An 11,615-nucleotide genomic window follows, 5' to 3' on the forward strand; every position below is an offset into this window, starting at 1 on the left:
GCTTGAAAAAACAGAGATTAAAATCCTTCCTCTTTGTTCACTTGAACAGGCTTAAAGACCGTTGCAGAAATTTGCTTGGATGGATTCCAAAAATCATACAATAAATCCCAACTTTCTTGGCGTTCATCTTTATGCGCTGCGTAATTGGTAATTAAATGGAATGACTCTACTTCTCTCATATTCTTCAACCATTCTTGGCCCTTTACTGTAAAACCAAGAACTGTCCCTTGCTCAATTGGACTGCTCCAATAGTCTTCCATTTCCGCTTTGGTTACACCAAGTAAAACATAAACGAGAAGCCGTTGCAACCTTGCCCAACTCCATCGTTTGTTTTTGAGATGTTTGAGACACTCCTCAATCGTTGAAGAAGTTCGAACAGCTTCCTTCAAGCGATTTTCGATACCTTCTTCCATTTGATAAATAGCGCATAACTCTTCGTCAGTACTTCTTAAAACGATACTCTTCAAGAGTGGCCAATAGTAGCTCCAATCGTTTTTGTACTCTTCTTCATCGAATTGTACATAGGAAAGTTGTTCTCGTAAAACTTTTTCTTCGCGATTCTCTTTCAGCGCTTTTCGTAAGGCTGTTCCACTGGCAAAAGCGGTTTTGTCTAACGCATCATCCAAATGTCCACTTCCTACTCGGGTAATCGGAACAATCTGCATTGGATGTTCACCCTTTGCATTTTCAACGGCGTACGCTAATCCCAATTGTTGATTTGGAGATTGCAAGGCTTCTACCAGGGCACTGTCTTCTCCAAACTCTTTCACAGCAAGCTGCGTTAATTGGCTTGCAAAAGTTAGTGACCGGTTCTCTTCTACAAATCGGCTAATTTCTTTTTCGATCGCTTGTCGCTGAGATACAGCTGCTCCGAAAAAAGCCTCATCCCCACCTTCAGAGCCGAATGCTAAAGAATCGCATCCCACCTTTTGCAAGATTTCTACAGCACCCCTTGCAAAAAGATCTGTTGCTTGACAGCTCACCGCAGTTGGCATCTCAATCACAACGTCGGCTCCGTTTTGAAGCGCGACTTTTGCACGGCTCCATTTCTGCTCGATGGCAGGTTCGCCTCGTTGCACCCAGTTTCCGCTCATCACCACTACAATGACATCAGCCCTCGTTTTTTTGCGGGCTTGTTCTAAAAGATAAGCATGGCCTTGATGAAATGGATTAAATTCTGCGATTACTCCACATACCTTCATACACAAGCCTCATTTCACCGCTTGGAAGAACCAACGCGGACTCGTTTCTTGTACTTCGCTTTGCCCGAATTCAGCCTTCACTTTGATATTTGTAAAACCAACCATTTCCAATGCTGCTTTGTACATTTCAATTGGAAAAGTTTGTTCTTCATGTACTTCTTGGAAATGCTCATACAGGTTGCCGTCTTCTTGTTTAATATACATATCAATCACATGCTCTACACTGCCTGGCTCGTCTAATTCATAGCTTTGCCATAGGAATGCAAAATCGTCTTCCACGAAATGATATTGGTATCCTGGAAAGACTTCTTGCATTTGATAGAGAGAATGCACATCAAAAAGAAAAATTCCACCCTCTTCTAAATGGTCGTACACTGCTTCAAAAACTGAAACAACATCTTCAAAGTCTGTTAAATAACAGAGTGAATCTGAAAAGAGCGTTACTGCGTCGGTCGTTGGCACATCTTCCAACACGCGCATATCCGCTTGAAGCCATTCGATAGGTCTACCTTGAGCTTTCTTTTCGGCGATTTCTAACATATTCTTGGACAAATCAACGCCAATCACTTCGTATCCTTTATCGTCAAGACGCAAGGATACTTCACCTGTCCCACAGGCTAGTTCCATTACTTTACGAACCGGTCTTTTGGCACTATGCGAAAAAGAACGAACTGCATAGTCCGTCCATTCTTCGTAGAGTTGTTGATCCATCACTTGGTCATATACATGAGCAAATTTTTGATAGTTCATTAGTTTTTACTCACAATATTCACGATTGGTGCATCGCTCCATAATTTTTCTAAATTATAGAATTCGCGATCTGCATAATAGAATACATGGACAATCACATCGTTTAAGTCCATCAAAATCCATTTGCCACCATCTTTACCTTCGATACTGCGCACTTCGAAGCCTTCTTTTTCAACCGCTTCTTCAACAGCATCGACAATCGCTTGTACTTGCTTTTCGTTTTTACCGTGTGTAATCACAAAGTACTCTGCAACTGGTGTAAGGCTTGCTACATCTAGTGCAACCACTTCTTGTGCTAACTTGTCTTCGCAAGCATCTAAAACAACTTGTAATAATTTTTTACTTGTATGTTCCATTCTATTCTCCTTTTCTTTGTTTCAAATAATGATTATAAACTTCAATTGTTTTTGGAAAAATAGAGACTTCTTTTTCCAATAAGAATTCCAATGTATGCTTCAATAAATAAAAGACCGCATCATCGATATTTTTCGCTGCAATCTCACGAGCAGTATCCACACCTGGATAATCTCTTCCATCTTCGATTGCATCTGCCACAAAGAGACACTTCGAAAGAAGACTCATTTGAAGTCCTCCAATCGTATGCTCACGAATGGCATCTAACAACGCTTCGTCTTTTACTCCGCATAGATTTGAAATCAAATAAGCTCCAATAGGTCCATGTAGAATTTCAGAACCTTCATGATGATACATTTCAGGAAGTCCGATTTCTTTGGCGAGTGCTTGCTGCTCTTCCACTGGGATTTCTTTGGCATAATCATGCGCCAATCCCACAAAGGAAGCAGCTTTTTCATCGATGCCGTAAAGCTTTGCTAATTCTAATATTTTTCGTTCGACACGTAGGCAGTGTTGATATCTCTTGTCACTCATATTTGATTGAACATGCGACAATAACTCTTCTCTTGTCATCGTTGTATAAGGTTTAAAGCTTTGTACTTCGCTCATTCTAAATACAACCCCTTTTCCGCAATATAAGCTTCTACTAATTCCGGCACCAAATATTTAATGCTTTGTTGGAACATAACATTTTTTCGAATTTGAGTCGAACTAATATCCATCTTCGGTGCGGTAATCCATAACACTGGATATGGTGTTTCTTTTTCATATCCTGGACGTTCAACGCCGACAAATTGAACCTCATGGACTAATTCATCAACACGGTGCCATGTTGGTAAGTAATCCACCATGTCTCCACCGATGATAAAGTAATATTCCGTATTCGGATTTTGTCTCTTTAAGAGCTGAATCGTATCATACGTATAACTCTTCTCATTACGCTCGAGTTCAATCGTCTCGATATCAAAATAAATATTATCTTGAATCGCAAGACGTGTCATCTCCACACGAGTACTCGCATCAATGGTCTTTTTCTCATCCACATGCGGCGGAATATGACTTGGTAAAAAATACACCTTGTCTAATCCTAATTGCACACGCGCTTGTTCAGCCATAATTAAATGCGCAATATGTGGTGGGTTGAAACTACCACCGATAAGCCCGACACGTTCTACCGGTAGCTCGTCACCGAATTTTTCAGTTTTGTTTAATGTCTCAGAAAAAATATTGAGTTCAGCAACCATCGTCTATCGACCTCTTTTTTTGAATTCTGCAAATCGTACTGAAAGATCTCTATGTTTTGGATTTCGTGCTTCTTTATATAACACAATCGTATGCCCAATCACTTGAATGATGGTACTTCCAGTCGCTTCTGCAATCGTTTCTGCAGCTTCTTGTGGTTCCTCTAATGTGTTTTGTAATAAAGTCACTTTAATCAATTCGCGTTTCTCAACAGCGTTTTGAATTTGATGAATCATCTCTTCGCTAAGTCCGCCTTTCCCGATTTGGAAGATTGGCTTCAACGAGTGTGCTTCTTTTTTGAAGAACTGTCTTTCTTTCCCTTTTAATTCCATGAAAGCTCTCCTTTCTTAAATAATCGATTGACGTTGAATCACGTCGACTTCTTTTGGACTCCATACAGATACGGTACCTGGTTTTTGAATCGTTACCCAGCCAAGACCTGCAATCACTAAGTCCGTTTTCTCTTTAATCGTAAATGTCTTCTTCACTAGTTTTGGATACAACTTCATATTGTCTCCTGTTGGTGGAGTTAGAAGTGTTCCTGCATGTTTTTCGTAAAACTCTGTCGCCTTTTCCAACTTCGTGCGATGCAAGTCGATTGTTTGCGGTGTATAGAAGGTAAATGAATTCCGTTCTCCTTGTTCGTAATCAACACGAATCAAACCACCGATAAAAATCGTTTGCTCGCTATTTAATTGGAAAGTCTTCGGTTGTAACTCTTTTTGCGGTAAGACTTTCTTCATTTCTTTTTCCGCTAAGTAGTGAGTAATTTGATGACGGTGAATAATTCCTGGTGTGTCCACTAATGATGAATGTTCATCGAATGGAATATCAATTTGCCCAAGAGTTGTTCCTGGATATTGAGACGTCGTAATCACTTCGCCTGTTTCACCAATACTTTGAATCAACTTATTAATTAGCGTTGATTTTCCTACGTTTGTTACCCCAACGACATATGCATCTTTCCCTTTACGGTACTCGTTAATCTTCTCTAACAACTCATCAATTTGAATACGTTTATGGCCACTCACAAGAAGGGTGTCGACTGGTTTAATACCGTACTCTTTTGCATGACGTTCAATCCACGCTTTCAGACGATTACGGTTCACCGATTTTGGATATAAATCCACCTTGTTAGCTACGAATAAAATCGGGTTATCTCCCACAAAACGTTTCAAACCAGAAATCATACTTCCATATAAATCGAATAAGTCAACTACAAACACAACTAGCGCATCTTCATCCGCGATACTACTTAACATCTTTAAAAAGTCATCGTCTGTTAGAGATGCCGGTTGTAACTCATTATAATTGCGGAGTCTAAAACAACGTTGGCAATAGAGAGGGCCTTCACTTTCCAGCATTTTATTTAATGCACTTTGCGGTGTGTACCCCGTTCCCTTTGGATCTTCCGTTTGGATTGTTGCTCCACATCCAATACATACATACTGTTCCATGATTAATCCTCCTCCCATTTCTTATGATAAGACACACCTTGTGTCACTACAAAAATTCCTTTTTCAAAGAAACGATTGATTTTTGTTTTCCAAGCATCGCTCTCTTTTCTAGGTTTTACGATAATGGTTCTAACTCCAAATGTATTCGCTCCTAGAATATCTGTCAATAGTTGGTCGCCCACCATTACCGTCTTCGCTTTATCAAAATCCAGTAATTGTTTTGCCGCTTTGAACCCCTTGTGCAGTGGCTTCAAGCCAGGATACACATATGGGACATCCAACTTTTCAGCAGTATCTTTGATACGATGTTCATTATTATTCGATACAAGAACAATCTTAATGCCTGCTTCTTTTAATGAACGTACCCAGGCAAGTAAGTTTTCATCGATTTCTTTTTCGTCCCAGCCAATTAGCGTATTATCTAAATCGGTTAAGACAACTTCGATTCCATTCTCTTGTAAGAAAGGAACGGTAATCTCTTGAAAGGTCTTTTTAAACCACGTTGGTTTGAATAGTGCCATAGTTCTCCTTCTACTTTACGTAAACGCCTTGTGCATCAATTTCGAGCACACGAATCGCGCAATCTTTCAGCGTTGTTTCTAAATACTTTTCTAATGTTTGTACAAAACGATCAACTTGTTCTTTATGAACAAACGTCATCACCGTTGGGCCTGCTCCACTTAGGTAAGTTCCGCATGTATCAAGGCCTTCCTGCTTTGTAATCGTACGAACCTCTTCCATCCAAGGAACAAGGGTTGAACGATACGTTTCATGGAATAAATCTTTTTCAACAATTGAAGAAATGACTTTCCAATCTTCGACCATTAATCCTGCCACTAAGACATTACTGCGGCTACTTGCTTCGACTGCCTCACCGTATGCTAGCGAACTTGGTAGTACACCACGGCTCTTCTTCGTTGATAATTGAACGTTTGGAATCACAGCGACCATTGCAATCGGTGCTTCCACATTTTTATGAACCGTCAACACTTCTTGCGTGTGGTGATCATAAGTTGCGACAACGACGCCCCCTAAGATTGCCGGTGCCACATTGTCAGGATGTCCCTCGAAAAGAGTTGCCCATTTGACTTTCTCGTCGTTTGTTAACTGTAAGTTGCCTAATACATTAGCTAATTCGATTCCAGCAACAATCGCGCTTGAACTACTTCCAAGTCCTCTTGTTAAAGGAATCTCACTTTCGCATACGAGTTTATGCGGTGCTAATGTTGGGCAAACTTTTAAAGCCGTCTCGATAATTAAGTTTTCTTCATTCGTAGGGATTTCTTCTCCAAACGGATGTGCAATCACCCATTCGCTAGAAGGTTCTCCTACGTGAAGTGTTAAATATAAATTCACTGCAATCCCAAGCGAATCGAATCCAAGTCCGATATTGGCTGAAGTTGCTGGAACTTTAATTGTTACTGCCATTATGCTTCCTCCAAGATTGGATAAATAGCGACTTCATTTAGATGAGCAAAAGCTTCTTTTACTTTGGCTAGCTCACTTACAGTTAAAGCTGTATAGCGAACTCCGAATTCACCTTGGCTGTTTGATACAATTTCTCCATTAAACGGAGCTTCTTCCAAGTTTCCTTTTCCATAGACGAAATAAGAACTTGTCGCAGCCTCTGGACTGAATTCCACTAATGGGCTGTCTACACGGCCAAATGTTTCCACCGCACTACCATTAACTTTGCGGCGAAGTACTTCAACCACGTCTGCTAAGACACTTGTTGCTGTTGGAAGTGAGCCTGCTCCTTTTCCGTAAAATAGAACTTCATCCACTGCATTTCCTGTTACAGAAATCGCGTTGTTTTCATAATGAACTTGCGCTAATAAATGATTTGCTGGTACGAAAGTCGGTGCCACTTCAAGCGAAACTTTTTCGCCATCACTAAGAGCTTTGGCTAGAAGTTTAATCGCATACCCATTCTCAGAAGCCATCTTCATGTGAGCAGTAGTGACTCCAGAAATTCCTGTTTTAACAACTTCTTCAAAAGTCACGTTCACACCGTAAGCTAAACGCGTTAAAATCATTAATTTATAAGCTGCATCGTGACCTTCTACGTCGCTTGTAGGATCCGCTTCAGCAAATCCTTTTTCTTGAGCAATCTTTAATGCTGCTTCGTAGCTGAGTCCTTCTTTTTCCATAGAACTTAAAATGAAGTTTGTTGTTCCGTTGACGATACCAACAATCGATTCCACTTCATTGGTTTCAAAGTGTTGCACCATCGGACGAAGAACAGGAATTCCACCGCCGACACTTGCTTCATAGTACAAGTACACATCTTCTAATTTGGCTAGTGTTGTTAATTCAACGCCGTGAACGGCAATAAGATTTTTATTGGCTGTAACAACAGATTTTTTAGCGAGTAAACAAGCTCGCACATATTCATAAGCCGTTGTAATGCCACCCATCACTTCGACCACTAATTCAATTTCAGGGTCATGAACGATGTCATTAATATTGTTTGTAAATACAACATCTGTTTGTTCCATCAATTCTGGGTCTCTTACTAACGCTGTCTTAATTTCAATTTCTTCTGGTAGAACGCGTTCTAATTTTGATGCATTTTTCTTTAAAATATTGTATACACCACTACCAACTGTTCCAAATCCTAATAACGCAATTTTCATTTATTTCAATCCTCATCTAATATATTGAAAAGCCACAGCACAGACACTCTGCGCCGTGGCTTTACTCACAGTTATTATTTTAATCTTGTAACATTTCAAAAATTTCAATTGTCACTAAATCAATATCATCAAATTGGAATGTTTGATTTGTTTCTACATCTACTAATTCAAAACTACTTGTTTCTTGATTAAAAGTAACGATAGCTTTTTCAACGCCATCTTTTTCGAAGCGACGCACCTCGATATCTGAATCTTGTGCCGCCATTGTTTGTAAACGTTGGACAATTGCCACCAATTGTGAAGGTTTCATATCATTACTACCCCTTTCAAACTTTCTTTCACTATTCTACCATAAAACCCATCTCTGATAGTAAGAATAACCACTCTATTTAAGAGTTTTTTATTCATTTGGTAGGTTCCAATATAATTTGATTAAAGCTTGAGTTCCATCGTCTGCAAAGCCATCATCACAAAGCGTTTCGTATAGTTTTTTCGCTTGTAATGTTGCCGGTAAAAATAGACGCATTCTTTCAGCTTCATCCAGCGCAATTCCTAAGTCCTTTAGGAAATGTTTTGCAAAGAACCCTGGTGAATAATCTTCTTTTAAAATACGAGGTCCATAATTTGAAAGTGACCAGTTAGCCGCACTTCCTGCACCAACTGTTTGTAATACCTTGTCCATGTCTAAACCTGCTGCTTTTGCATAAACGAGCATCTCTGTTAAGCCTGTCATCGTTCCGGCAATCATGATTTGGTTAGCCATTTTCGTATGTTGACCAGCACCAGCTGAGCCTTGGAGTGTAATCGTCTTAGAGAAGCAATCTAATACTGGATATACTTTTTCTAATGTTTCTTCTGTACCACCCACCATCGTAGAAAGCGTTCCGTTTTTAGCACCAAGATCGCCACCTGATACAGGTGCGTCTAGCGCTTCCCATGAGCGTGCTGCAGCTTCTTCGGCGATACGTTTAGCTAAAGTTGGTGTACTTGTAGTAAGGTCCACCACCACGAGATGCTCTTTCGTAGACTTGAAGATCCCTTGGTCACCGAAATACACTTCTTCCACATCTTTTGGATAACCAACGATGGTTAACACTACATCTGCTGCATTAGCTACATCAGTAGGCGTATCCGCCCAAGTTGCTCCCTCTTCTAAAAGGTCTAATGCTCTTTCTTTCGTACGGTTATACACAACAACCTTATATTTTTTTAGCAGATGACGAATCATGGATTTCCCCATCACGCCTGTTCCGATAAATCCAATAGTTTTAATGGTCATTTTCTTCATCCTTTAACTCGTTCGTCGATAAACGTAAAAATTTCATGAGGTTCATAATATTATGAGAATGTTCTTGATTCCATTGATAGCCGTTAATCGCAGCCTCATAGAAATCTACAATTCTTTCTCCAAAAGTTTCAGAAGAAATTTCAGCTAATAACTGGTCTTGTAACGCTGAAACTTCAGCTTCATTCCCTAATTGGTTTTCAATATAGCCTAAGACACAATCCGCAATATCCGCATCTGTTTCAAATAACATTCCTAAAGCATCTGCTGTAATAAGACTGCTTAAGTAATCGTTCTTCTTAGCAATGACTGGAACGCGATTAACGAGTGCCTCTAGGTAAGTTAATCCTTGGCTTTCAGATTCAGATGCATTCACATAAAGGTCCGCCATTTGATAGTACTTATAAACCATTTCATTTTTGATTTCGCCCACAAATTGAACAAAATCGGTCATGCCAAGTTCTGTCACTTGCGCTTCCAATTTTTCTCTTTCAGGTCCGCCACCTGCAATACATAAGCGCACATTTGGCTTACTTGCTACAATGGCTGGTAATGCCGCAATCACAGCAGCGATATTTTTTTCTTGTGACAAACGACTAAGAGATAGAAGCACCACTTCATCATCTGAATAGCCAAGCTCACTTCTCAAAGCATTAGCAACGTCTGGCTCTTGTGAAGGAACAACGACTCCCGTTGGAATCACTCGAACTTCCTGAAGCACTCCATATTCAATCAGCTTATCTTTTGTCATTTGACTTGGAGCAACCACTCCACTTGTTTGATTACAAAATGCTTTCGAGATATACGCCACATGACTTGGACGTAGCACTTTCCCTTTTGCAACATAGTGTAAATATTTTTCATACATTGTATGGTACGTATGAATCGTTGGAATCTTCAACATCGCAGCAATTAATTTACCTGCCAACCCAAGACTAAACTCCGTCTGAGTATGAATGATATCCAATTCATTTTCTTTCGCAATTCGGTAAGCTTTCCCTAGGCCTTGAATCGCCACACGACGATCCTTGAACGCAAAGAAAGGAATACTTCCTAATCGAACAATATTCTCTTCCGGTTCCGTTACCTTTGGATCCGTTGTTGTAAAAATAATTACCTTATACCCTTGTCTTTCTAAGTCTTCTTTTAATACACGTATTGAAGTCGCAACTCCACTCACTTGTGGAAAGTACGTATCTGTAAATATACCGATTCGCATACTTACCTCCTTAAATTTGAAATAAACAAAATTATTTCTATTATCCTTTCCATTATAAACGATACACGCTGTAGTGTCACTATAAGGGGTTAATTATAAGCGAATATTCGTTATATTTTTCCACTTAGACACAAAAAAAGCTCAACGATTAACGTTGAGCTTAAACCGATACCGGCGGCCGGGGTCGAACCGGCACGCCCTCGCGGGCACTGGATTTTGAGTCCAGCGCGTCTGCCAATTCCGCCACGCCGGCATATCAGGAAGGCGGTAACCGGATTTGAACCGGTGATGAAGGTTTTGCAGACCTCTGCCTTACCACTTGGCTATACCGCCACCAAAATATAAAAAAACTGGGGTAGCTGGATTCGAACCAACGAATGACGGAGTCAAAGTCCGTTGCCTTACCGCTTGGCTATACCCCAAGATAGGCGACCGAGGGGAATCGAACCCCCGAATGTCGGTGCCACAAACCGATGCGTTAACCACTTCGCCACGGTCGCCATAATAATATTTAAAACAGGGGTAGCAGGAATCGAACCCACACTAACGGTTTTGGAGACCGCTGTTCTACCTTTAAACTATACCCCTATATAGTTTTTGAAAATTCAATTCCAAATAATGGAGGGGGGCAGATTCGAACTGCCGAACCCGAAGGAGCGGATTTACAGTCCGCCGCGTTTAGCCACTTCGCTACCCCTCCAAATGGCTCGGGACAGAATCGAACTGCCGACACCTTGAGCTTCAATCAAGTGCTCTACCAACTGAGCTACCGAGCCTAGCTAATTAAATTTTACGGTCCCGACGGGAATCGAACCCGCGATCTCCTGCGTGACAGGCAGGCATGTTAACCCCTACACCACGGAACCTAATTGCGGAGGTAGGACTCGAACCTACGACCTTCGGGTTATGAGCCCGACGAGCTGCCAACTGCTCCACCCCGCGATAATATTAAGGAGGATAAGGGATTCGAACCCTTGCACGCTTTTACACGCCTGACGGTTTTCAAGACCGTTCCCTTCAGCCGGACTTGGGTAATCCTCCATAAAAAATGACCCGTACGGGACTCGAACCCGTGTTACCGCCGTGAAAGGGCGGTGTCTTAACCGCTTGACCAACGGGCCATGGTAACTATATCAATCATATAAATGGAGAGTAAGGGATTCGAACCCTTGAGACAGGGTTAACCGTCTACACGATTTCCAATCGTGCTCCTTCGGCCAGCTCGGACAACTCTCCGAGTTTCCAAACATTTATACGAATGAACTCCGCCAGTAGGACTCGAACCTACGACATCATGATTAACAGTCATGCGCTACTACCAACTGAGCTATGGCGGAAAAATAACAAAGCGTGGCAACGTCCTACCCTCGCAGGGAGAAACCCCCAACTACTATCGGCGCTAAGAAGCTTAACTTCTGTGTTCGAGATGGGAACAGGTGTATCCTTCTTGCCATCGTCACCACACTTTAT

13 protein-coding genes, 13 tRNA genes and 1 rRNA gene are annotated in these 11,615 nt (G+C 41.1%); all 27 read right to left on the reverse strand.

The genetic code is table 11. The annotated features are described in order from the left end of the window. Window positions 1-17: 17 nt before the first annotated feature. Window positions 18-1,202 (reverse strand): nucleotidyltransferase, encoded by a 1,185-nt coding sequence (locus tag O3798_RS07555; RefSeq protein ID WP_371446336.1) that lies wholly within the window; start codon window positions 1,200-1,202, stop codon window positions 18-20. A gap of 9 nt (window positions 1,203-1,211) precedes the next feature. Next, on the reverse strand, window positions 1,212-1,952 hold the full coding sequence (locus O3798_RS07560; RefSeq protein ID WP_371446335.1) for a class I SAM-dependent methyltransferase: 741 nt from the start codon (window positions 1,950-1,952) through the stop codon (window positions 1,212-1,214). Further along, the gene (rsfS, locus tag O3798_RS07565) at window positions 1,952-2,308 is read right to left on the reverse strand and encodes a ribosome silencing factor (protein WP_371446334.1); all 357 of its coding nucleotides are present in this window, start codon (window positions 2,306-2,308) and stop codon (window positions 1,952-1,954) included. The genes O3798_RS07560 and rsfS overlap by 1 nt, the downstream gene beginning before the upstream one ends. A gap of 1 nt (window position 2,309) precedes the next feature. Continuing rightward, window positions 2,310-2,915 carry a bis(5'-nucleosyl)-tetraphosphatase (symmetrical) YqeK gene (gene yqeK, locus O3798_RS07570; protein ID WP_371446333.1) on the reverse strand — a complete coding sequence of 202 codons (606 nt, stop codon included), beginning with the start codon at window positions 2,913-2,915 and terminating at the stop codon, window positions 2,310-2,312. After that, window positions 2,912-3,550 (reverse strand): nicotinate-nucleotide adenylyltransferase, encoded by a 639-nt coding sequence (locus tag O3798_RS07575; protein ID WP_371446332.1) that lies wholly within the window; start codon window positions 3,548-3,550, stop codon window positions 2,912-2,914. The genes yqeK and O3798_RS07575 overlap by 4 nt, the downstream gene beginning before the upstream one ends. A gap of 3 nt (window positions 3,551-3,553) precedes the next feature. Beyond that, window positions 3,554-3,880, reverse strand: a complete 327-nt coding sequence (yhbY, locus tag O3798_RS07580; RefSeq protein WP_005605998.1) for a ribosome assembly RNA-binding protein YhbY — start codon at window positions 3,878-3,880, stop codon at window positions 3,554-3,556. Between the two features lie 15 nt (window positions 3,881-3,895). After that, entirely contained in the window at window positions 3,896-5,005 is a 1,110-nt protein-coding gene (yqeH, locus tag O3798_RS07585; RefSeq protein WP_371446331.1) for a ribosome biogenesis GTPase YqeH, read from the reverse strand. Window positions 5,006-5,007: 2 nt separating this feature from the next. After that, on the reverse strand, window positions 5,008-5,526 hold the full coding sequence (locus O3798_RS07590) for a YqeG family HAD IIIA-type phosphatase (protein ID WP_371446330.1): 519 nt from the start codon (window positions 5,524-5,526) through the stop codon (window positions 5,008-5,010). A gap of 10 nt (window positions 5,527-5,536) precedes the next feature. Further along, the gene (gene thrB, locus O3798_RS07595; RefSeq protein WP_053087857.1) at window positions 5,537-6,433 is read right to left on the reverse strand and encodes a homoserine kinase; all 897 of its coding nucleotides are present in this window, start codon (window positions 6,431-6,433) and stop codon (window positions 5,537-5,539) included. Continuing rightward, the gene (locus tag O3798_RS07600; RefSeq protein WP_053087858.1) at window positions 6,433-7,641 is read right to left on the reverse strand and encodes a homoserine dehydrogenase; all 1,209 of its coding nucleotides are present in this window, start codon (window positions 7,639-7,641) and stop codon (window positions 6,433-6,435) included. The genes thrB and O3798_RS07600 overlap by 1 nt, the downstream gene beginning before the upstream one ends. Before the next feature lie 79 nt (window positions 7,642-7,720). Beyond that, window positions 7,721-7,951, reverse strand: a complete 231-nt coding sequence (locus O3798_RS07605) for a YkuJ family protein (protein WP_371446329.1) — start codon at window positions 7,949-7,951, stop codon at window positions 7,721-7,723. A 90-nt stretch (window positions 7,952-8,041) separates the two neighbouring features. Then, entirely contained in the window at window positions 8,042-8,914 is an 873-nt protein-coding gene (locus O3798_RS07610; protein ID WP_371464151.1) for an NAD(P)-dependent oxidoreductase, read from the reverse strand. Next, the gene (locus O3798_RS07615) at window positions 8,910-10,145 is read right to left on the reverse strand and encodes a glycosyltransferase family 4 protein (protein WP_371464150.1); all 1,236 of its coding nucleotides are present in this window, start codon (window positions 10,143-10,145) and stop codon (window positions 8,910-8,912) included. Before O3798_RS07615 ends, O3798_RS07610 begins: the two co-directional genes overlap by 5 nt. Before the next feature lie 169 nt (window positions 10,146-10,314). Next, window positions 10,315-10,398 (reverse strand) — tRNA-Leu (locus O3798_RS07620). A 9-nt stretch (window positions 10,399-10,407) separates the two neighbouring features. After that, window positions 10,408-10,478: transfer RNA gene (locus O3798_RS07625), tRNA-Cys, on the reverse strand. 17 nt (window positions 10,479-10,495) lie between these two features. Next, a tRNA-Gln gene (locus tag O3798_RS07630) sits at window positions 10,496-10,567 on the reverse strand. 5 nt (window positions 10,568-10,572) lie between these two features. Then, a tRNA-His gene (locus tag O3798_RS07635) sits at window positions 10,573-10,645 on the reverse strand. Between the two features lie 17 nt (window positions 10,646-10,662). Next, a tRNA-Trp gene (locus tag O3798_RS07640) sits at window positions 10,663-10,733 on the reverse strand. A 31-nt stretch (window positions 10,734-10,764) separates the two neighbouring features. Then, a tRNA-Tyr gene (locus O3798_RS07645) sits at window positions 10,765-10,845 on the reverse strand. Window positions 10,846-10,848: 3 nt separating this feature from the next. Continuing rightward, window positions 10,849-10,921 (reverse strand) — tRNA-Phe (locus O3798_RS07650). Between the two features lie 17 nt (window positions 10,922-10,938). After that, window positions 10,939-11,011: transfer RNA gene (locus O3798_RS07655), tRNA-Asp, on the reverse strand. 3 nt (window positions 11,012-11,014) lie between these two features. After that, window positions 11,015-11,087 (reverse strand) — tRNA-Met (locus O3798_RS07660). Between the two features lie 9 nt (window positions 11,088-11,096). Beyond that, window positions 11,097-11,186 (reverse strand) — tRNA-Ser (locus O3798_RS07665). A gap of 8 nt (window positions 11,187-11,194) precedes the next feature. Beyond that, a tRNA-Glu gene (locus O3798_RS07670) sits at window positions 11,195-11,266 on the reverse strand. Window positions 11,267-11,291: 25 nt separating this feature from the next. Beyond that, a tRNA-Ser gene (locus O3798_RS07675) sits at window positions 11,292-11,381 on the reverse strand. A gap of 27 nt (window positions 11,382-11,408) precedes the next feature. Beyond that, a tRNA-Asn gene (locus O3798_RS07680) sits at window positions 11,409-11,482 on the reverse strand. 11 nt (window positions 11,483-11,493) lie between these two features. Next, window positions 11,494-11,609 (reverse strand): 5S ribosomal RNA (gene rrf, locus O3798_RS07685). Between the last annotated feature and the right edge of the window lie 6 nt (window positions 11,610-11,615).

This window comes from Granulicatella sp. 20925_1_45 (assembly GCF_041433555.1).
Taxonomy (GTDB): Bacteria; Bacillota; Bacilli; order Lactobacillales; family Aerococcaceae; genus Granulicatella.